Annotated in this window: 17 protein-coding genes; 13 read left to right on the forward strand and 4 right to left on the reverse strand. The window is 68.1% G+C overall.

Going from position 1 to position 21,229, the window contains the following annotated elements:
- Positions 1–115 precede the first annotated feature (115 nt).
- The 5 genes from BLV31_RS10910 (at position 116) to BLV31_RS10930 (ending at position 8,430) form a co-directional block, all read left to right on the forward strand.
- Complete coding sequence (locus BLV31_RS10910) at positions 116–1,351, forward strand: metal-dependent hydrolase family protein (RefSeq protein WP_371850683.1); 1,236 nt, start codon at positions 116–118, stop codon at positions 1,349–1,351.
- Between the two features lie 58 nt (positions 1,352–1,409).
- A complete protein-coding gene (locus BLV31_RS10915; protein ID WP_064061613.1) occupies positions 1,410–2,285 on the forward strand; it encodes a P-loop NTPase family protein in 876 nt (291 codons plus the stop codon).
- A gap of 3 nt (positions 2,286–2,288) precedes the next feature.
- The gene (locus tag BLV31_RS10920) at positions 2,289–4,274 is read left to right on the forward strand and encodes a YhgE/Pip domain-containing protein (RefSeq protein ID WP_064061614.1); all 1,986 of its coding nucleotides are present in this window, start codon (positions 2,289–2,291) and stop codon (positions 4,272–4,274) included.
- A gap of 66 nt (positions 4,275–4,340) precedes the next feature.
- Positions 4,341–5,720 (forward strand): glutamate decarboxylase, encoded by a 1,380-nt coding sequence (gene gad / locus BLV31_RS10925; protein ID WP_064061623.1) that lies wholly within the window; start codon positions 4,341–4,343, stop codon positions 5,718–5,720.
- A 226-nt stretch (positions 5,721–5,946) separates the two neighbouring features.
- On the forward strand, positions 5,947–8,430 hold the full coding sequence (locus tag BLV31_RS10930; protein ID WP_248846293.1) for a LuxR C-terminal-related transcriptional regulator: 2,484 nt from the start codon (positions 5,947–5,949) through the stop codon (positions 8,428–8,430).
- A 36-nt stretch (positions 8,431–8,466) separates the two neighbouring features.
- Here BLV31_RS10930 and BLV31_RS10935 read toward each other — a convergent pair whose 3' ends face one another.
- Positions 8,467–9,117: an ACT domain-containing protein gene (locus BLV31_RS10935; protein ID WP_006554550.1), complete on the reverse strand. Its 651-nt coding sequence runs from the start codon at positions 9,115–9,117 to the stop codon at positions 8,467–8,469.
- Between the two features lie 367 nt (positions 9,118–9,484).
- Between BLV31_RS10935 and gatC the strand changes: the two genes are divergently transcribed.
- Entirely contained in the window at positions 9,485–9,784 is a 300-nt protein-coding gene (gene gatC, locus BLV31_RS10940) for an Asp-tRNA(Asn)/Glu-tRNA(Gln) amidotransferase subunit GatC (RefSeq protein ID WP_006554549.1), read from the forward strand.
- Entirely contained in the window at positions 9,781–11,256 is a 1,476-nt protein-coding gene (gatA, locus tag BLV31_RS10945) for an Asp-tRNA(Asn)/Glu-tRNA(Gln) amidotransferase subunit GatA (protein ID WP_064061616.1), read from the forward strand. The genes gatC and gatA overlap by 4 nt, the downstream gene beginning before the upstream one ends.
- A gap of 84 nt (positions 11,257–11,340) precedes the next feature.
- Here the strand turns inward: gatA and BLV31_RS10950 are convergent, their stop codons facing one another.
- Together BLV31_RS10950 and BLV31_RS10955 are read right to left on the reverse strand one after the other, a co-directional pair.
- Positions 11,341–12,621: an alpha/beta-hydrolase family protein gene (locus BLV31_RS10950; protein WP_064061617.1), complete on the reverse strand. Its 1,281-nt coding sequence runs from the start codon at positions 12,619–12,621 to the stop codon at positions 11,341–11,343.
- On the reverse strand, positions 12,618–13,229 hold the full coding sequence (locus tag BLV31_RS10955; RefSeq protein WP_064061618.1) for a hypothetical protein: 612 nt from the start codon (positions 13,227–13,229) through the stop codon (positions 12,618–12,620). Before BLV31_RS10955 ends, BLV31_RS10950 begins: the two co-directional genes overlap by 4 nt.
- 167 nt (positions 13,230–13,396) lie before the next feature.
- On the opposite strand from BLV31_RS10955, the gene BLV31_RS10960 reads away from it, so the two are divergent.
- From BLV31_RS10960 to BLV31_RS10980, 5 genes are all read left to right on the forward strand, one after another.
- Complete coding sequence (locus BLV31_RS10960; protein WP_371850685.1) at positions 13,397–14,563, forward strand: sensor histidine kinase; 1,167 nt, start codon at positions 13,397–13,399, stop codon at positions 14,561–14,563.
- Positions 14,564–14,574: 11 nt separating this feature from the next.
- On the forward strand, positions 14,575–15,252 hold the full coding sequence (locus tag BLV31_RS10965) for a response regulator (protein ID WP_006554544.1): 678 nt from the start codon (positions 14,575–14,577) through the stop codon (positions 15,250–15,252).
- Between the two features lie 103 nt (positions 15,253–15,355).
- Entirely contained in the window at positions 15,356–16,384 is a 1,029-nt protein-coding gene (locus tag BLV31_RS10970; RefSeq protein ID WP_024101390.1) for a 6-phosphofructokinase, read from the forward strand.
- A gap of 42 nt (positions 16,385–16,426) precedes the next feature.
- Complete coding sequence (gene gatB, locus BLV31_RS10975) at positions 16,427–17,935, forward strand: Asp-tRNA(Asn)/Glu-tRNA(Gln) amidotransferase subunit GatB (RefSeq protein ID WP_006554542.1); 1,509 nt, start codon at positions 16,427–16,429, stop codon at positions 17,933–17,935.
- A 25-nt stretch (positions 17,936–17,960) separates the two neighbouring features.
- A complete protein-coding gene (locus BLV31_RS10980) occupies positions 17,961–19,166 on the forward strand; it encodes a cation:proton antiporter (RefSeq protein WP_064061620.1) in 1,206 nt (401 codons plus the stop codon).
- Here BLV31_RS10980 and BLV31_RS10985 read toward each other — a convergent pair whose 3' ends face one another.
- Positions 19,167–20,312 carry a PQQ-dependent sugar dehydrogenase gene (locus tag BLV31_RS10985; RefSeq protein ID WP_064061624.1) on the reverse strand — a complete coding sequence of 382 codons (1,146 nt, stop codon included), beginning with the start codon at positions 20,310–20,312 and terminating at the stop codon, positions 19,167–19,169.
- A 77-nt stretch (positions 20,313–20,389) separates the two neighbouring features.
- Between BLV31_RS10985 and BLV31_RS10990 the strand changes: the two genes are divergently transcribed.
- A complete protein-coding gene (locus tag BLV31_RS10990) occupies positions 20,390–21,151 on the forward strand; it encodes a DoxX family protein (RefSeq protein ID WP_039585118.1) in 762 nt (253 codons plus the stop codon).
- The last annotated feature ends 78 nt before the right edge of the window (positions 21,152–21,229 follow it).

Below are 21,229 nucleotides of genomic sequence, written 5' to 3' on the forward strand. Positions count from 1 at the left end.
TGGGGTGAATTGGTTCGGGATCCTTTCGGTTGGTCGGAAGTCGTGTTCGATGCGCGTTAGCGTCCCAGCCATGACGGAAACCGGTAAGTCCACTCAGCGCCTTCTTTTTCGTAATGTGCGAGTTTTCGACGGAGTTTCCGGAGAGCTCGTCACCGGCGACGTACTGATCGACGGAGACCGCATCGTCGCCGTATCCGAATCGCCGATCGGCGACGAACCCGGCCGCGAGACCGACGTGATCGACGGCGGCGGGCGGGTCCTCATGCCCGGCATGTCCGACGCGCACGTCCACCTCGTCGGTAACGCGAACTCCTACATCGACATGGTGATGGGCAGCGAAGCGCACATCGCGCTCAACGGCCTCGCCGAGGCCCGCAACATGCTGCTGCGCGGCTTCACCGCCGTCCGCGACATGGCCGGCGACACCGGCAGCATCAAATCGGTGATCGACCGGGGATTGTTCGACGGTCCCCGCATCTACCCGTCCCAGGCCGCGATCTCGCAGACGTCCGGGCACGGCGACTTCGGCTTCGTCTACGAATGCCCCACAGCCCTCGGTGGGGATCAGGCCCGCGCCGAACAGATCGGCTTCATGCGGGTCGCCGATGGTGAGGACCGGGTCCTCGCAGCCGTGCGCGAGCAACTCAAGAAAGGTGCATCGCAGATCAAGCTGATGGTCGGCGGCGGAGCGGCGTCCATGTACGACCCGCTGTACACCGTCCAGTTCATCGACAGAGAACTGCGTGCCGCCGTCCAGGCCGCATCCGACTACGGCACGTACGTGGCCACCCACGTCTACAACGTCACCGGGATCCGCCGCGCGGTCGCGGCCGGGGTGAAGTCGATCGAGCACGGCCACCTCGCCGACGAGGAGACCGTCGCACTGCTCGCGGAGAAGGAGGTGTGGTTGTCGATGCAGCCCTTCGCGCTCGGCGACCACCACTATCCCGACCCGGATCGCGCGGAGAAGGACAAGCAGATCTGCACCGGCACCGACCACGTCTACGAGTGGGCGCAGAAGCACGGCGTGAAGACGGCCTGGGGAACCGACCTGCTGCTCGAGCCGCAGATCGCGCCGCGCCAGAGCGAGATGGCCGCGCGGCTCGGCGACCACTACAACAACCTCGACGCGCTGCGGATGCTCACCTCAGGAAACGCCGAACTGTTCCGGCTCGCAGGCGAACGCGATCCCTACCGTCAGGCCCGATGGGGTGTGATCGACAAGGGCGCCTGGGCGGACGTGCTCCTCGTCGACGGCAACCCGCTCGAGGATCTGAGTCTGATCGCCGATCCAGCAAAGAACCTGTCGGTCATCGTGAAGAACGGCCACGTCGTCAAGAACAGCCTGTGACCGTGGCAGCGCATCGGACACGGCACCACACCCCACTCGCTCGGCGCAAGGACAGTCGGTGACTCACTACGGGCAGCGCAGCGACGCAGAGGCCTGGGACGAGTTGTCGGACGAGCAGCTCGAGGATCCCTTCGTCGTGGACGGAAACTACGGCGGAACACCGGTGGGCACAGCCGAACCGGATGATGTCGGGACTCCGCCGTACGGCGCTCCGGTCGTGCAGCGGGCAACCGCCCGGCAGACGCCGGGCACACTCGTGTCGGCGCGCGGGATCGAACTCCACGGACCCTGGGGCCATGTCTTCGGCCCCCTCGACCTGGACCTCGACGCCGGGGGAGTGACGGTTCTGGCCGTGCAGGCCGGTGCTGCGCGTACCGCGTTGCTCATGGCTCTGTGCGGTCGCATGCGACTGACCCGGGGATCGCTGACGGTTCTCGGCGAGGACAGACCGCAGAAGATCATCGCGCGGTCGGCGATTGCGTGCATGAACGAGCTCGACGAGGTACGCCCGTCGGTCACCGTGCGCGATCTCGTCACCGAGCAGAAGCGGTGGGATTCCCCGTGGTACAAGTTCGTTCCGCGGGTCCGTGAGGACGGTATCGCCGAGATGTGCGAGGAGATCTTCGGCGACGTACCGCTGCCACCGCTCGAGGCGTTCGTCGACGACCTCCCCGAACTCCAGCAACTGCTCCTGCGGATCTCGGTTGCGAACACCCGGCGTCCGCCACTGCTGGTGGTGGGCCGGATCGATCGGATCGCCGACGACGTCGAACGTGCCACCCTGCTCGGCCGGCTCGTCGCGCTCGGTGAGAACCAGGCGGTGATCATCGGCGACGTGAACCCTGTCGACCCCGATAGCGGGGTACGGGCCGTGGTGGACATGCACGATCTGCTCGGACCTGGTGACATCGGCGTCCTGACGAAGAGGAAGTGACGAGTGCTCGCAGGCGTCTCTCTCGGTAGCGACTCGAAGCGATACTTCCGCGGCACGATGCCGCGCATCGCGATCGCGACGATCATTCTCATGCCGTTGCTGTACGGGGCCATGTACCTGTGGGCCTTCTGGAATCCGTTCGGTGCGGTGAACAAGATTCCCGCGGCGATCGTCAACAACGACACCGGTCGTTCGTCGACGGGGGAACAGGTCGACGCCGGCGATCAGGTCGTGAAGTCCCTCATCGCATCCGGTCAGCTCGATCTGGCGGAGGTGTCGGAAGAGGACGCCGTCGCGGGTCTGGTCGACGGAAAGTACTACTACACCATCACGATTCCGGAGAATTTCACCGAAGCGGTCGAATCCCCCAACGGCGACAACCCGGAGAAGGCGAATCTGGTCTTCACTTTCAACGACGCGAACAACTATCTCGCGACGATCATCGGGCAGGACGCGTCCGAACAGGTGATCGGACAGGTGAACTCCACGATCGGTGCCCAAGGTGTCGGGACCGTGCTCACCGGTCTCGAGAGCGCCGGCTCGGGTCTGAAGCAGGCCGCCGACGGTGCCGGGCAACTCGCCGACGGCATCGACACGGCCAAGAGCGGCGCGGACCAGCTCGCTTCGGGATCGCAGGAGCTCGCGACGAACATGGTCACGGCGCGAGACGGGTCGGCGCAGCTCGCTACCGGCGCGAACGAACTCGCCACCGCGATCGACGGCGTGACGGGTCCGCTGCTCAGCGCGCTCGACAGCGGTGCCCTCTCGGGTGTCGCCGGGCAGGTAGCGGAGCTGCGGGCCTCGCTCGACGCCCTCGAATCGCGGGTACCGCAGACCACGCAGTCGACGGTGAACCAGGCCGTACAGCAGGTCGTCGACATCCTGAACCGGAGCTCCGATCCGGTCGTGCAGCAGGCGATCACCGCGTTGACACCGCTGACGGCGCAACAGGCGGCCTCCGATGCCGACGCCCTACGCGCTGAGATCATGCGTCTGCAGGCAGGCGCCGAACAACTCGAGTATCAACTCGGCAACCCGAACAGTCCGCTACAGGGAGCCCTGGCGACGTTGTCGAACGGGGGACTGGCGGCGGACGTGAACCGACTCCGCAGCGGTGTCGACGAACTGAGCTCCGGTGCCGCCACGCTGAACTCCGGTCTCGTCCAACTCACCGACGGCAGTGTCCAGTTGGCCGACGGAGCAGGAGAGCTGTCCTCGGGCATGGTCGAGTTGCAGTCGGGTTCGCAGGAACTCGCGCAGGCCCTGAGTCAGGGCGCCACCCAGGTGCCGAACTGGACGGACGAACAACGCACCGCCACCGCCGAGACGTTGTCGACTCCGGTTGCTCTGCAACAGAACTACACGAACGAGGCACCCACCTTCGGTACCGGTTTCGCCCCGTTCTTCCTGTCGCTCGCCCTGTTCGTCGGCGGCATCATCACCTGGATGCTGCTCACCCCGTTACAGTCGCGGCCCACCGTCGCGGGACTCGGTGCCTACCGCACGGTCCTCGCGTCGTACTGGCCGGCTCTGCTGGTAGGCATCCTGCAGGTGGTCGTGATGTACACGGTCGTCCATTTCGGCGTCGGACTGGACGTGAAGCACGTCGTGGGGACGATCCTGTTCCTGATGTTGATCTCCGCAACGTATCTGGCCATGATCCAAGCGTTCAATGCGATCTTCGGCGTCGCCGTCGGTCGGGTGGTGACCTTGGCCTTCCTGATGCTGCAACTGGTCTCGGCCGGCGGTATCTACCCCGTGCCGACCACGGCGAAGCCGTTCCAGTACATCCACCCGTTCGACCCGATGACCTACACCGTCAACGGTCTGCGGCAGCTCACCGTCGCCGAGAACATCGATTCGCGATTGTGGATCGCAATCGCTGTCCTGGCCGGAATCCTGCTCGTATCGTTGACGCTGAGTGCCCTGTCGGTTCGGCGCAACCGCCGCTACACGATGGAGAGGCTGTACCCGCCGATCGAGGTGTGAGAGCCGCCCCGTATGTCCTGAAGTCACCGGATCGACGAGTGTTCGATGCGGGAAATGGAGGAAACCATGTCAGAGTCCAATGCTCCAGCCGAGACACTCGCACCTGCCTTCACCGGCAGACTCGGTACCGACCCGATTCCTGCTCTGCGACTTCCCAAGTCGGAGACCGATCCGGAGGCGACGTACCAGTTCATACACGACGAGCTGATGCTCGACGGCAGCTCGCGGCTCAACCTGGCGACCTTCGTCACCACGTGGATGGATCCGCAGGCGGGTCGTCTCATGGCCGAGACGTTCGACAAGAACATGATCGACAAGGACGAGTATCCGGCCACGGCGGAGATCGAGACCCGCTGCGTCAACATGGTCGCGGCCCTGTTCCACGCCGAGAACCTCGATCCGGCCGATCCGTCGTCGGCCACCGGCGTCTCGACGATCGGTTCGTCCGAGGCCGTCATGCTCGGCGGTCTCGCGCTCAAGTGGCGCTGGCGTGAGGCCCGTAGGGCCGCCGGCAAGGACGCGTCGAAGCCGAACCTGGTGCTCGGCAGCAACGTGCAGGTGGTGTGGGAGAAGTTCTGCCGCTACTTCGACGTCGAGCCGAAGTACCTGCCGATGGAGCCCGGCCGTTACGCCATCACCCCCGAGCAGGTCCGTGAAGCGGTCGACGAGAACACCATCGGCGTCGTCGCGATCCTCGGCACCACCTTCACCGGTGAACTCGAGCCGGTGGCGGAGATCGCCGCCGCGCTCGACGAGCTCGCGGCCTCCGGCGGTCCCGACGTCCCGTTGCACGTCGACGCCGCCTCCGGTGGCTTCGTGGTGCCCTTCCTCCATCCGGACCTCGAATGGGACTTCCGTGTGCCGCGGGTCGTGTCCATCAACGTCAGTGGTCACAAGTACGGCATGACCTATCCGGGTATCGGTTTCGTCGTCTGGCGCTCGAAGGAACATCTGCCCGAGGACCTGGTCTTCCGGGTCAACTACCTCGGTGGCGACATGCCGACGTTCACGCTCAACTTCTCGCGTCCTGGTAACCAGGTCATCGGCCAGTACTACAACTTCATCCGGCTCGGTGTCGCCGGGTACACGCAGATCATGGAGACCCTGCGCGACACCGCGCTCATGCTGTCGAAGCAGATCTCCGAGATCGAGAACATGGCGATCATCACGGACGGCTCCGCCATCCCGGTCATCTCCTTCGAGGTGACGGGCGACCCCGGCTTCACGGTGTTCGACATCTCCCACGAATTGCGGGCCCGCGGATTCCAGGTTCCGGCCTACACGATGCCGGCCGACGCGGAGGACGTCGCGGTTCTGCGAATCGTGCTTCGCGAGGGGTTCAGCCGGGACATCGCCCACAAGCTCGGTGAAGACATCGCCGATGTAGTCGGATATCTCCGCGAGGGTGTCGGTCGCGGCCACACCGACCAGGCATTCGCACACTGAACGAAGTCGCAGCGGGGGAGAAGCTCACCGAGTTTCTCCCCCGCCGACGTGAAATCCGTTCGTGGACCGTGTGAATGGAGGTGCGGAGTTACTTCGATGTGATTCCTGGCGCGCGATCGGAGTTCCGGCGAAATCCGTCATTTCCCCCGCCGGCTGCTAATATTTGCACATACCTGTGAGTCCGTTTCGAGGGCGATGCTGCCCGGATGCGAAAGGGATAGTGGACGTGCCGAGAACACTGCCTTTGTCCCGTCGCCGATTGTTCTCCGTTCTGTCCGCGCATTCCGAACTCGCCGTGATCCTCGGTGGCCCCTTCTCCGGCAAGACGACCCTCGTCGACACGTGGCTGGCGACCGACCCGTGTCCCGAGTGGGCGCCGGTGGTGATTCCCGAACCCGCGCACGACGTCACACCCGAGACCTACTGGGCGACGGTGGCATCGTCGCTGTGCACCTCCCTCGGAGTCGACGAACCCGTTGCGGCGGAAGGCTCCTTCGACTCGTTGTGTTCGATACTGGTCCGGCACCCCCGGCCCGTGATGTTCGTGCTCGACGGTGTCCGGTCGGTCGAAGCGATCGAAGACCGGGTCGGGCAGTTGCTGCGGCTCGGGCCGCAGGTGCGGATGGTGGTCACCAGCAGGGCCGCAGGCTCGTGGGCCGAACTTGTCGACGGACACCCGCACAGGACGATCGTCGGCGACGACGACCTGGCGTTCACCGTGGACGAGACCGCTGCACTGTGCCGGCTCTTCGGACTTGCGCGGGACCAACGCACCATCGAGTGGATCACCCGCCGCACCGAAGGATTCGCCGCATTCGTCGCGGCGGTGTGTGCGACGCTGCGTGCCGAGAAGCCGGATCGGGTCTACGGCACCGACGCCCTCGACGTCCTGGTCGACTCGACCGTCGATCTCGTCGTCATGCATGTCGTGGCCGCGGATCCCTCACTGGCACTGTCCTCCCGCTCGGTCCTCGTCTCCGCCGCACCCAACACGGTGACGGAGTCGTCGATTTCGGCTCTACCGCACATCGACGACAGCGACGCCTTCCTCACCGCGCTGACCGAGTCGGGACTGATCGAGGCCTGCTCGACGGACGAGGACTCCACGGACGGCGAGACCGCCTGGCGCTATCCCGAGGTCGTCCACAGATCACTCCTGCGGGTGGGCAGCGCCGAATACCCGAAGGAGCTGCGGGATGCGCGGTCGGCTCTCATCGACTACTGGTTGCAGCGCTCGCGTCCGGACATCGCCCTCGAACATGCCGTGGAGCGGCGCGACTGGCGATGCGCGATCGACATCGTCGAGAAGAACTGGGTGGCGCTGTACGGAAGCGGATCGCTCCGCTCCCTGGGGATCGTGCTGCTCGAGCTGCTCCCCGACGACATGACGACCAACGATCGCACCGTCGCGTCGCTGCGGACGATCACCTGTGCCCGGAACAAGGCGGGAGAGCCGGAACAGTGGGCCTTCCCTCGATCCTTCGAAACGATCCTTCGCCTCGGAAGTCTCCGGATGCAGGGTGCCTACGACGAGGCGATGGAAGTGTGCGACGGCCTGGCCACCGAACCCGTGCCGAATTTCGAGACGCTGGACGACACGACCCGGCACGCCCACGGACTGAAATACCTCAACTTCGGCACCGTCTACCTCCTCGGCGGACGCACCACCGATGCCGGAACGATGCTGCGCCGTGCCCACACGGCGGGTCGCGGTGTGTTCGTCGAGCGAGAGGCCGCGGGCAAACTCGCGCTCCTCGAAGCCCTCCGGGGCCGGACCCACGAGGCGACCCGGTGGATCGAGGAGGAGCTCCGGCATCCGCCGATCATGGGAGAGGCCGAGGCCCTCATCCGTACGGCGGGCCTGGTCGCCACCGCGCTCGTGGCCCTCGACAGGCTCGACACCGGCACGGCCTTCCGCGCGCTCTCCGAACTCGGCACTCTCCGCCACACGGAAGAGTTGTGGGCGGCCGTCATGTACGCGCGGGGGCGACTGGCGCTGCTGAGCGGTGTGCCCGCCGACGGCCTGCTGTACATCGATTCGGAACTTCAGCACTTCTCCCATCGCCTCACCGGTATCTCCGCGGTGTTGGTCGATGCCGCGCGTGCCGACCTGCACCTCGCGCTCGGCGAGGCCCGCGCGGCGTGCGAGCTGGTCGACAGCTCGACGCACCCCCTCACGGCTCCGGCCCGTGCGCGATTGCGTCTGCTCGGCGGCGATCCCGGAGGCGCGGAGGTGATCGTGCATCGTGGGGATGCCGCCCGTGAGCACTGTCCGGCCGTCGGTGCGGAACTCGCCCTGATCGGATCGGTGGCGTCTCTGAGACTCGGTCGCCGCACCGATGCGCGACGGCATCTCCAGCGGGCCGTGGTGCTGGCGGAACATGCCGGGGTGACACGGCCGTTCGTCGGAGTCCCGCCCTCGGCCGTGCGCGACATCCTGTCGCTCGGGGTCGACCTGCCGATCGATCTCGACCCGGCGATGGCCGAGTACGGCATCTTCCGCGAGATCCGTGTCGTCGTACGGCTGACCCCACGCGAGCGCGCGGTCCTCGACGCATTGCTCGCCGGCGGCACGGCGGGCACGATCGCCAAGGAACAGTTCGTCACCCTCAACACCGTCAAGACCCAATTGCGTTCCCTCTACCGGAAACTGGGCGTGCATTCGCGTGAGGAAGCGATCGCGCAGGCACACAGGCTCGTCGTCGGCTGAGACCCTTTCCCGAAGCTACGACCGGAACCCCGGGGACTATCGGAGGACGGTGCCGACGATGCCCGCGAAGTAACCGATGCGTGCGATCTCGGACGGACGGAACTCCGGTCCGCCGGGGCGGCCGAGGACGAGGACACGTTCGGGCGAGCCGAGGGGAGCGGCCGCGAGCATCGTGTCCATGTCGCGCCAGAGCTGCGGCACCCACTCACCGTCGTGGTCGAGCAGGGTGGCCTCGGCGAGCGGCATCCAGGGGACGCCGTCGAGGTGGGTCTCCGGCGAACCCGGGCTCCCCGCGAGGCGGAAGATGCCGTTCGGGCCGACTCCGAGCACGGTCGCCCAACCCACGCGGAGCACCCGGGGAGCACCGTCGACGAGGATCTGGATGCGGTCGTCGCGGGCGGCGGCGACGTGATCGATCAGTTCGAGTTCGCGATGGGTGTCGAGGATTCCGGCGTAGGGACGGATCGAGTCGACCGTCACACCGGGCAGGGCCTCGGCCGCGGTGAGGAGCGTGTCGGGGAGCTTGCCCGGCTCGACGTCGACGACGAGATCGTCGATCGCGAAGTCCGTGCCGCGTTCGACGACGTCGAGCGACAGGATGTCGGCGCCGACCGAACCGAGCGCCAGGGCGAGCGAGCCGAGGCTACCGGGACGATCGGGGAGCCTGACACGCAAGAGGTACGACACGTGAGTCCTTTCCCCAGTCGGTTTCCTGCCGTCGACGAACGCCACATCGACGGCACATGGTGCGCCGGCATCCGAGTGCCGGCCCAGGGGCCCGTGTCGACCTCTGGCAGACCACATCCTTGCACCTCGGCGCCGGCGTCCGGGACGGCGCAGATCCGAAATTATGCCGACCCCATCGATAATCCCCGGTCGCGACGGTGCATGTCACACGAACGCAACACAGCGTTGCGAAGCTTGCAACATCGGCGGACGGGACGCGACGCCGACCGGGCGACGAGTGATGTCGCCGAACCGCGTGCGCCGTCGCTTCCAGGACGCATTACCCTGGACAGGACGTTCACTCTCCATCGGAAAGGGGCCATTCACGGTGCCTGCCATCTCCCGTGACGAGGTCGCGCATCTCGCCCGGTTGTCCCGGCTTGCGCTGACCGATGCCGAACTCGACGAGTTCGCCGGTCAGTTGGATTCGATCCTCAACCACGTCAAGGCGGTGTCGGAGGTGGCCGCGGACGATGTGGCTCCCATGGCGAACCCGAACGCCGTCACCAACGTGACGCGACCCGACGTCGTCGTCCCCGGTCTCACACCCGAGCAGGCGCTCTCCGGTGCGCCGGCCGTCGAGGAGGATCGCTTCTCGGTCCCGCAGATCCTGGGAGAGGGCGAATGAGCACGGATACGACACGCCTCGACGCCGCGACTCTGGCGTCGAAGATCCATGCCGGCGAACTGTCGTCGGTGGAGGTCACCCAGGCCCACCTCGATCGCATCGCCGAGGTCGACGGCGAGTACAACGCCTTCCTGCACGTCGCCTCCGAGCAGGCGCTCGCCGCCGCGGAGGAGGTCGACCGTGCCGTCGCCGCGGGCGAGAAACCGGCCTCGGCGCTCGCCGGTGTGCCGCTCGCGCTCAAGGACGTGTTCACCACCACGGACATGCCCACCACGTGCGGTTCGAAGATCCTCGAGGGCTGGGTCTCGCCCTACGACGCGACGCTCACCACGAAGCTGCGCGAGGCCGGGATCCCCATCCTCGGCAAGACCAACATGGACGAGTTCGCGATGGGTTCGTCCACCGAGAACTCGGCCTACGGCCCCACCCGCAACCCGTGGGACACCAGCCGTATCCCGGGTGGCTCGGGTGGCGGTTCCGCTGCGGCGCTCGCGTCGTATCAAGCACCCCTCGCGATCGGCACCGACACCGGTGGCTCGATCCGCCAGCCCGCCGCTGTCACCGCCACCGTCGGCACCAAGCCCACCTACGGCACGGTCTCTCGGTACGGCCTCGTCGCCTGTGCGTCGTCGCTCGACCAGGGTGGTCCCTGCGGCCGCACCGTCCTCGACACGGCGCTGCTGCACGAGGTCATCGCCGGGCACGACCCGCGCGACTCGACGTCGGTGAACGCCCCCGTGCGTCCCGTCGTGGAGGCGGCGCGCCAGGGTGCGGCCGGCGACCTGAAGGGCCTGAAGGTCGGCGTGGTCAAGGAGCTGCACTCCGACAGCTACCAGCCCGGCGTGCTCTCGTCGTTCGATGCGGCGGTCGAGACGCTCACGAAGCTCGGCGCGGAGGTCGTCGAGGTCTCGTGCCCGCACTTCGAGTACGCGCTCGCCTCGTACTACCTGATCCTGCCGTCGGAGGTCTCCTCCAACCTGGCCCGCTTCGACGGGATGCGGTACGGCATGCGCGTCGACGACGGCACGATGAGTGCCGAGCAGGTCATGGCCGCGACCCGCGCCGCCGGTTTCGGCAAGGAGGTCAAGCGCCGCATCATGATCGGCACCTACGCGCTGTCCTCCGGCTACTACGAGGCCTACTACGGTCAGGCACTCAAAGTCCGGAGCCTCATCGCGCAGGACTTCGACAAGGCCTACGAGCAGGTCGACGTGCTGGTCTCGCCCACGAGCCCGTTCACGCCGTGGAAGCTCGGCGAGAAGGTCGACGATCCGCTGGCGATGTACCTGTCCGACCTGTGCACGCTCCCGACCAACCTCGCGGGGCACTGCGCGATGTCGGTGCCGTCCGGCCTCTCGGCGGACGACGGTCTCCCCGTCGGTCTGCAGATCATGGCCCCGGCCCTGGCCGACGAGCGCCTGTACCGCGTGGGTGCGGCCTTCGAGGCGGCACGAGGACCCATCGTCGCCTGATCCTTTCCCGCACCACGACCCGTCGTGCCGTTCGTCGGCCGGCGGGTCGCGGTGTATCCGGACGCCGATCCGTGTGGGCGCGATCTACCCGTCGGCGGAGGTGCACCGCGCCTGATCGTCGCCGTAGCGATGACCGTGACCGGGTGCCGCCTCGAGCGAGGTGAGCAGGTCCACCGTTGTGTTCACGAACGACACCACCGGCAGCCACGGCGGGGTCGGGGCATCGGCGCGCGCATGCGACAGATCGGGCGGCGACCACAGCAGCGACGGCCGCCACCACACCACCGGGTCGGAGGTGTTCGCCCGGACACTCGCACCGGCGGTGCGGACCCCCGCGGGTGGCCCCGCGAGGAACAGTGCACACGGCTCCGGTTCGTCGTCGAAGACGGCGCTCGCGCCGGACGCTCCCAGAGACTGCCCGTAGACGTGCAGGGCGGGGCGTCGCTCGTCGGGCAGCGTGGACAGGTGCGCCCGCAAGGCGGTGACGAGCGCGCGGGCCTCCTCCTCCGCAGCACCGCGATCGAGGACGAAGGTCACCCAGCTCGGCATGTCCGAGTACTGCTGGGCGACGATGGCGACATCGTCGCCCCACCGGTTCTCGAAGCCGCGAACCGCAGCGGCATCGACCCAGCCCGAGCCGGTCGGCACGGCCACCACGAGATGCGGTCGGTCGAAGGCTCTCGCCCGGCGGAGTTCGTCCACCGCGAACTCGGCGCGCGCAGACGGATCCGGCGCGGCCGACAACGGTATGTAGATCCGGATCGGTGACCTCTCGGAGGGCAGGGACACGAACTTCTGCCCCTCTCGACCCAACCGGTTCCACAACACCGCCGATCCCACGCCACCCGACAATCCCGCCGAGAGCGCGGTGGGGGAGGCGACCGTGTCGACCGCCCCTCCGGGTGAGAAGGCCGCCGTGGTGCCGATCCCAACCGTGGCGCCGATTCCCAGCGTCGCGGCGACGGCCACCGCCACCCCGCGTCGCGACAGGAGGTGCACGAGGCGCGGAAGGGCGAGCAGCGCCGCGACGACCACGATCGCGACTGCCAGTGCCTCCAGCCACCAGCGCACATCCAGCGCCGGGACCGCCATCGCCTCCCGCAGACCGTTCTGCCACCGATGCGCACCGGCGGCCGTGACCAGCACGACGGATCCGCCGACGAGCGCGACGGGCACACGCAGTTCCGGTCTCGCCGGCCGCGGAGCCCGACCGGTCCGCCGCCTCGCGGTCACGACGAGACGGAGAACGGCCAGCGCGACCAGGACGAACACCCCTGTGACGACGCCCTGCACGACCGACTGTCGCGGCAGCAGGGGAGGGGCGAGGGAGATCACCGTCGCGAGAACCACCATGAGGATCGTCATCGCCGTACCTTTCGTGCCGTGAAGCCCAGAGCGACCGAGCCCGCAGCGACGGCCAGGGCCCACGGCGATTCCGCGACAGGTGTCCGGTGACCCTGTCGCCACGAGTTGAATTCCACTGCTGCAGAAGAAATCCCTGCGATCGGCGTGCAGGAGGGGATGCCGGGTTCGGAACGGCAGACGGTGTCGAGATGCCGTGCGAACAGACCGTCGAGGTCGCGGCGGGCACCGGTGCCCAGCTCGCCACCGGTGGTGTGGGCGTACCGCAGGAGGTCGTACCCGAGATCGTGCACCCGGCATGCCGATTCGAACGCCGCCGGCAGCGGCACCGGGGCGGAGCAGTCACCTTCGGGGTCGGCGAGCACCGTCGTCCCGTCCGCCCACTGTTCGACGATCGGCGCATACCCCATCACGGCGGTGAAATCGGCCGGCAGGGACGACAGTGCTCCCTCCGCGTCGTCGGCGACGAGCGCCGTCACCGTCGCTGCGGCCGCGGCGTCCTCCGTCGGGGGCGCGGCGGAGTGGGCGAGCGCCCCCGGCACGGCGGCATATGCTGCGGTGGCGAGGAAGGCGACCGACGCGACTCGGACCGCTGCGGATCTCACTGTCATGCCGGTGACGCTAGGAACGCGCAGCCCTGCACCGGACCCCGCGACGGAGCGATCTCGAGGAGACCGACACCACCCGCAGAGCTATGCGGATCTCACCCCCAGGTATGAGGACAGTCGAGACCCCGGCTCCTAGCGTGGGTGAGGTGAAAGAGCTTGCGAAGTCCGGCGTGAGAACCGCGGGACGCCTGGGCCGGGGACGGTGGAGCGTCATCACCGTGGTCACCGTGACGTTGATCCTCTATGCGATCGCGTGGCCGACGCTGCCCCTGACCCACGACGTCTCCCCACCCCTGTTGCCGCTGATCTCGGGGATGGCGGTGTTCCCGTTCCTCCTCGTGCTCGTCCGGCCGGCGCTCGGGTGGGCGGCGGCCGCGGCGGCGGGACTCGTCATCCCGATAACGTTCGACCTGGTCCCCGGCTACGACTATCCGTGGCAGGTCGTGCACATCATGGTGATGCTCGCGCTGGTGTTCGCCGTGGCGATCCGCGAGGAGATCCGGATCGTCCTCGTCGTCTGGGTCTCGACGGTTCTGCTCTTCGCGGCCTTCGTCCCCGGCAGCGACGGCTGGGGCTGGGGGATCGGGATCAGCGCGCTGGTGGTGTTCGGGCTGTTGGTGCGCTGGCTGGTGATCTCCCGACGGCAACTCGCCCAGCAGGAGGAAGCCAGCGAGCTCGAACGTGCACGGCGCGCCATCCTCGAGGAGAAGGCCCACATCGCACGCGACCTCCACGACATCGTTGCCCATCACATGTCGATGATCGTCGTGCAGGCGCAGAGCGCGCCCTACCGGCTCCCGGACGTGAACGACGACGTGCGCGCCGAATTCGACGCCCTCGGTGCGACCGCACGGGAGGCGCTGAACGAGGTCCGCACCCTGCTCGGAGTACTCCGCAGCGACGGGCAGCTCCCCGAACACGAACCGCAGCCCGACATCGACCGCATCGGTGAGCTGTTCGAGTCCTCCCGCCGAGCCGGGATGGCGCTCGAGACGGAGACGGTCGGCGTCCCCGCACCCGTCTCCGACGGTGTCGGACTCACCGTCTACCGGATCCTGCAAGAGTCTCTGGCGAACGCGGCCCGGCACGCACCCGGCGCCCGCGTGTCCGCACGACTGCAGTGGGAGCCGGCGACCGTCACGGTGGAGGTGACCAACGGGCCGGCCTCGCCCGGTCAGGTCGACACCACCGTTCGGCAGTCGGACCGCAGCGGCGGCAACGGAATCCTCGGCATGGTCGAACGTGCGTCCGTCGTGGGCGGGCAACTCGTCGCCCATCCCCGCCCCGGCGGCGGTTTCGAGGTCCGAGCGGTTCTCCCGGTGCTGACCGGGGCCTAAGGTGGGTGCCGATGACCGAACCGCACCCTCCCATCACCGTGTTCATCGCCGACGACCAGGCAATGGTCCGGCAGGGCTTCGGAGCACTGCTCGGAGCCCAGCCCGACATCAGCGTCGTCGGCGATGCCCCCGACGGTCGAGCGGCTGTCTCGGAGGTCGCGCGACTGCGGCCCGACGTCGTCCTCATGGACGTGCGCATGCCCGAGATGAACGGTCTCGACGCGGCGCGGCACATCCTTGCCGACACCCGTGAGCCGCGGTCGAAGGTGCTCATGCTCACCACCTTCGACCTCGACGACTACGTCTACGAGTCGCTCGGGATGGGAGCAAGCGGGTTTCTGCTCAAGGACGCCCCCGCCGACGAACTCGTGCGGGCCGTGAGGGTGGTCGCCGATGGTCAGGCACTGCTCGCGCCGACCGTCACCCGTCGCCTCATCGCCGACGTCACCAGCCGGCGCGGGCCGGCGAGAGGGCGCGACCGCGTCCTCGATCCGCTGACCCCGCGTGAACTCGAGGTGCTGGAACTGATCGCACACGGCCTGTCGAACACCGAGATCGCAGAACGATTGTTCGTCGCCGAGCAGACCGTGAAGACCCACGTCGGCAAGGTTCTCGCAAAACTGCACCTGCGCGACCGGGCACAGGCCGTGGTGCTCGCCTACGAGTCCGGTCTCGTCACACCCGGCTGAATCGGGCTGCCGTCGCGCCGGTGAACGGGCAGGATGGCAATGCAGCAGCGGTCCGGGCGGTATCGGTCCGTGCGGTACGGAACCATGCGACGGGAGGTAGTGCGTGACGAGGATCGGAATTCTCACCAGTGGCGGGGACTGCCCCGGGCTCAACGCGGTCATCCGCGGTGCGGTGCTCAAGGGCACCGAGGTCCACGGACAGGAGTTCGTCGGATTCCTCGACGGCTGGCGCGGTCTCGTCGAGGGCGATGTGATCCCGTTGGACCGCAGCCGTGTTCGCGGTCTCGCCCAGCAGGGTGGCACGATCCTCGGCACGAGCCGGTTCGGTCCGTACCAGGGACCCGACGGTGGGGCACAGAACATCCAGAAGACCCTCGGCCGCCTCGGGATCGACGCGGTGATCGCCATCGGGGGAGAGGGCACCGCTGCCGCCTCGAAGCGACTGTTCGGTGAAGGGATCCGCATCGTCGGTGTGCCGAAGACGATCGACAACGACCTCAGCCACACCGACTACACCTTCGGTTTCGACACGGCCGTCGAGATCGCGACGGTGGCGATCGACCGTCTCCGCACCACCGGCAACTCCCACAAGCGGTGCATGGTGCTCGAGGTCATGGGCCGGCACGCCGGATGGATCGCATTGCACGCGGGTACTGCCGGTGGTGCACACGCCATCCTCATCCCCGAACACCCCGAGAGCCTCGAACAGATCTGCGAGTGGGTGACCAGCGTCCGCGACCGCGGGCGTTCGCCGATGGTTGTCGTCGCTGAGGGCTTCACACTGCCCGAGATGGAGGAGGCGTACTCCACCAAGGGGCTCGACGGATTCGACCGGCCGCGTCTCGGCGGTATCGCGGAGGTGCTCGCGCCGCTCATCGAGAAGCACACCGGCGTCGAGGCCCGCGCGACGGTGCTCGGTCACATCCAACGGGGCGGTGTCCCCACGGCATTCGACCGGGTGCTCGCCACGCGACTCGGCATGGCGGTGACCGATCTCGTCGCCGAGGAGGATTGGGGGCGCATGGTCGCCCTGCACGGCACCGACATCGCTCGGGTCGATTTCGACGAGCTCGCCGAACCGAAGTACGTGCCCGACGAGCGCTATCAGGAGATGCGGATCCTGTTCGGGTGAGGCGGCGCGTCGGCACTGTCGGCGCCGTCTAAAATCGACACCATGACTGCCTCCGTGTCCGCTGACCTGCTCGCCTACGACGACGTGCTCGCGAAGTTCGAGCCCGTGATGGGCATGGAGGTGCACGTCGAGCTGCACACCGCCACCAAGATGTTCTGCGGCTGCCCGACCACCTTCGGCGCCGAGCCCAACACGCAGGTGTGTCCGGTCTGCCTCGGTCTGCCGGGGGCGCTGCCCGTCGTCAACCAGGCCGCGGTCGAGTCCGCGATCCGCATCGGCCTCGCGCTGAACTGCTCGATCACCCCGTGGGGTCGCTTCGCGCGTAAGAACTACTTCTACCCGGATCAGCCGAAGAACTACCAGATTTCGCAGTACGACGAGCCGATCGCCACCGACGGATATCTCGATGTCGTACTCGATGACGGCACCACCTGGCGGGTCGACATCGAGCGCGCGCACATGGAGGAGGACACCGGCAAGTCGCTGCACGTCGGTGGCGCCACCGGTCGCATCCACGGTGCGAGCCACTCGCTTCTCGACTACAACCGCGCCGGTGTGCCGCTCGTCGAGATCGTCACCAAGCCGATCGTCGGTGCCGGCGAGCGCGCCCCCGAGGTCGCCCGCGCCTACGTCACCGCCCTGCGCGACCTGCTCGAGGCACTCGACGTCTCCGACGTCCGCATGGACCAGGGTTCGATGCGGTGCGACGCGAACATCTCGCTGATGCCCATCGGCGCGAAGGAGTTCGGTACCCGCACCGAGACGAAGAACGTCAACTCTCTCAAGTCCGTCGAGGTGGCCGTGCGCTACGAGATGCGGCGCCAGGCGGCCGTACTGGTCTCCGGTGGTGAGGTGATCCAGGAGACCCGGCACTTCCAGGAGGCCGACGGCACCACCTCGCCCGGTCGCCGCAAGGAGACCGCCGAGGACTACCGCTACTTCCCGGAGCCCGACCTCGAGCCGATCGCGCCCGACGCCGCCTGGGTCGAAGAGCTGCGCGCGACGCTGCCCGAGCTGCCGTGGCTGCGCCGCGCCCGCATCCAGGCCGACTGGGGTGTCTCCGACGAGGAGATGCGCGACCTCGTCAACGCCGGAGCGCTCGACCTCGTCATCGCGACCACCGAGGCCGGCGCCCCCGCCTCGGAGGCCCGCTCGTGGTGGGTCGCCTACCTGGCCCAGCAGGCCAACACCCGCGGTGTCGAACTCGCCGAACTGCCTATCACACCCGAACAGGTCGCCCGCGTCATCGCGCTGGTGGCCGACGGCAAGCTGACGAACAAGCTGGCCCGTCAGGTCGTCGACGGTGTGCTCGCCGGTGAGGGCGAGCCCGACGAGGTGGTCGCCGCTCGCGGTCTCGAGGTCGTGCGCGACGATTCGGCGCTGCAGGCCGCGGTCGACGCCGCGCTGGCCGCCAACCCCGACATCGCCGACAAGATCCGTTCCGGCAAGGTCCAGGCGGCCGGCAAGATCGTCGGCGACGTCATGAAGGCCACTCGCGGACAGGCCGATCCGGCGCGCGTGAAGGAACTCGTCATCGCTGCGTGCAGTTGATCTTGCGCGGCTAGAGTAGCGGCGCATGGACGCTGCTGTCGCCACCTCGCTGTTCTGGATCGCCGTCGCGGCGGTGCTGGCACCGCTGATCGCCGGCGCCGTCCCGCGTCGGCTGGTGCCCGAGGTCGTGCTGCTGCTGGTGGCCGGTGTCCTCATCGGCCCCTACGCGTTCGACCTCGCGGAGACGGGCAGCGAGATCGGCATCCTGCGCGAACTCGGCCTGGGGATGCTCTTCCTGCTCGCCGGATACGAGATCGACCCCGCCGAGTTGCGCGGGCGGGGTGGGCGCCGCGCGATGCTCACCTGGTGCGTGTGCATGCTGTTGGCGCTCGGTACCGTCGCCGCCCTGGGAGCGGTCGGCCAGGTGCACGCCGAGATTGCCGTGGCGATCGCCCTGACATCCACAGCGTTGGGGACGCTCCTGCCGATCCTCGCCGACCGCGGGCTCGTCGCGACCCCACTCGGACGGTCGGTGCTCAATCACGGTGCGTTCGGAGAACTGCTGCCCGTTGTGGCCATGGCAACCCTGCTCGGTGCGCGCGGCGCACTCGGCTCGCTGATCGTCCTGCTGGCGTTCGCGGTCGTGGCCGTCGCCGTCGCCGTGCTGCCGACCTGGATCCTGGGGGAGGGCTCACGGTTCACCCAGTTCGTCCGGCTCGGCTCCGACACCACCGCCCAGATCCCGGTGCGCCTGACAATGTTGCTGCTCGTCGGACTCATCGCCGTCGCCGCCGTCTTCGATCTCGACATCATTCTCGGGGCCTTCGCGGCCGGCTTCATCCTGCGCCGCACGATCCCGGCGGGCGACGAGCGGCTCGAGAAGAAGCTCGACGGTCTCGGATACGGCTTCCTCATCCCGATCTTCTTCGTCACCTCGGGCATGGCGATCGACGTCGGTGCAGTTGCGAGTGCCCCGGGCATCCTGCTGGCATTCCTCGGACTGCTCGTCCTGGTGAGGGGTGTACCGGTGTTCGTCGCATCGCGCCTCGAACGCGACGAGACCGGCAACCGCATGTTCGGAACCGCCGAACAACTGCAGATCGCCCTGTACTCCACTACGGGTCTGCCACTGATCGTCGCGGTCACCGGCGTCGCGGTGAGTGCCGATCAGATGACGAACGCGAGCGCGTCGATCCTCGTGGCGGCGGGCGCCGTCACCGTCCTCGTTCTCCCGATGCTCGCGGGGCTGCTCCACCACCCCGCTGCGGCGCAGACACCGGGGCGGGCATGATCAGTCGAATCCGCCGCCACCGGCCGGGAACTGGATGCGGATGACGCGGTCGTCGTTCGGTCCCGGTTCGGCGCCGGACTTGTTGACCGTCGAGACCCACAGCAGGCCGTCGGGCGACGAAGAGGCGCCGCGCAGCATGCCGTAGCGGTCCTCCGCCGCGAGGACGGGGGACGCCGTGACCGCGCCGGTCCCCGGATCGGTAGCGACGACCGCGACGGCCTTCGCGTCGGTGAGCGAGATCGCGATCCCGTCGGGAGCCGCCGCGCACCCGGCGACACCGGGCCGCTCGGGCCACGTCCAGGCCGGGCCGGTGCCGGTCGAGCCGTCGACCCCGACCCGTTGGAGCCGGTCCTCGAGGGGAGTGCGGTCGGTGATCCACAGGTTGCCGTTCGGATCGCGGCACACATCGCCCGCGGTGCCGATCCCCGACAGCATCACCGAGGGAGCGGGTGCTGCGCCGGGTGCCGGGAGCGGCAGGTTCAGGAGCTTGCCGGACAGGACGTTCGGATCGTTTGCGGCCGCTGCGTTTCCGGCGTCGCCGGTCAGGACGGCGAGCTCGGTGGGCGAGACGAATTCGATGGCGCCGGAATTGCCCGTCGCGCCGCGCGGGATTCCCGTCAGCACGTCCTTGGGAGTGTCGCCCGCGGCGATGCGGACCACGCGGTTGTCCGAGGCCGTGGTGATGTAGGCGTAGAGCAGTCGGTCCTCGGCGAAGGTGGGGGAGAGTGCCACGTCCAGGAGCCCACCGTCCCCGGATCCGTCGACCGGGATCGTCGCGATCTCCACCGGCTCGGTCTCCGGGGCGACCTGCAGTATCCGGCCCGTCCGACGCTCGGTGACGAGCGCGGAGTTGCCATCGGGCATCGTCACCAGGCCGCCGGTGACGTCGAGGCAGGTCGCGATCACGGACGGATCGGGGTCGACACAGGGCCCCGGTGGCTTGGGGGAGGCGCTCGTCGTCGTCGTCTCGGTGGGGTCCTGGGGTCCGACGCCCGGTCCCGGGTCGAAGGTGGGCTCGGGAGTGAACGGGGTCGACGCGGAGTCGTCGAAGCGGGCGCAGGATGGGACGGCGAGGACTCCGACGGCGAGCACCGCCGCTGCCGCACGTACGCCCCACGAACCCGTCCATCGCGTACCCGGTGTCATGCCGCAGACGTTACCGGCACGACGCGCGCACCCGCGGATGCCGGGTGCGGGGACGGTCACGGGCATAGGCTGAGGACGTGGCCGACAACAAGAACGGTGGCATACCGGACGCGGGTTCGAATCCCTACGGCGACCAGCCCGACGAACACACACTCGAGATGCGCCGACCACGCGAGTCGTATCTCGGATCCGACGATGACTTCGGCGCAGGCGGAACTCCCCTCGGCAGCGACGCCTACGCCGCTCCCACCGAGCAGATGTACCGGCCGGAGCCGGTCTACGGTGCGGATACGGGCGGCGCGGTGGTCGCCGGCGAACAGGCCCCGGCGAAGGTGCGCCGCGGAACGCTCGACCTCGGTCTGTTCGTCCTGCGTGCGGCGGTCGGGGCGATCCTCGTCGCCCACGGACTGCAGAAGCTGGTGGGTCTGTGGAACGGGCCTGGACTCGACGGTTTCGAGTCGTTGCTCCGCGATGCGGGATACCAGCAGCCCGCCGTGCTCGCGATCGTCGGCGCGGTCGGTGAGATCGCAGCCGGAGGACTGCTCGTCCTGGGTCTGCTCACCCCGTTCGCCGCTGCCGCGATCGTCGCGATCATGGTCAACGCGGTGCTGTTCAAGCACGAACTCGAACCGGGCGTCCAGTTCTTCGCCGCCGAATCGTCGGGCTTCGAATTCGAGGCCCTCCTCGTCGCGTGCGCGGTGGCGATCACCCTCACCGGACCGGGACGCATCGCGATCGACGGACGACGCGGGTGGGCGACGCGTCCGTTCCTGGGCTCGTTCGTCGTGCTGCTGCTGGGTGTGGCGGCCGGCGTGTGCCTGTGGATCTTCGGACGCTGAGACACCGCAAGCCGGACATTACGAAGGGCGAGGGCCCCGCGATCGGGATGATCGCGGGGCCCTCGTTCCTGCTGTCGT

Source organism: Rhodococcus pyridinivorans (assembly GCF_900105195.1).
Classification (GTDB): domain Bacteria; phylum Actinomycetota; class Actinomycetes; order Mycobacteriales; family Mycobacteriaceae; genus Rhodococcus; species Rhodococcus pyridinivorans.

Coding starts and splice junctions, on each gene's coding strand:
- gad (WP_064061623.1), top strand. CDS start 4,341: ATGTCAGAGTCCAATGCTCCAGCCGAGACACTCGCACCTGCCTTCACC.
- gatA (WP_064061616.1), top strand. CDS start 9,781: ATGAGCACGGATACGACACGCCTCGACGCCGCGACTCTGGCGTCGAAG.
- BLV31_RS10950 (WP_064061617.1), bottom strand. CDS start 12,621: ATGACGATCCTCATGGTGGTTCTCGCGACGGTGATCTCCCTCGCCCCT.
- BLV31_RS10955 (WP_064061618.1), bottom strand. CDS start 13,229: ATGACAGTGAGATCCGCAGCGGTCCGAGTCGCGTCGGTCGCCTTCCTC.
- BLV31_RS10965 (WP_006554544.1), top strand. CDS start 14,575: ATGACCGAACCGCACCCTCCCATCACCGTGTTCATCGCCGACGACCAG.
- gatB (WP_006554542.1), top strand. CDS start 16,427: ATGACTGCCTCCGTGTCCGCTGACCTGCTCGCCTACGACGACGTGCTC.
- BLV31_RS10980 (WP_064061620.1), top strand. CDS start 17,961: ATGGACGCTGCTGTCGCCACCTCGCTGTTCTGGATCGCCGTCGCGGCG.
- BLV31_RS10985 (WP_064061624.1), bottom strand. CDS start 20,312: ATGACACCGGGTACGCGATGGACGGGTTCGTGGGGCGTACGTGCGGCA.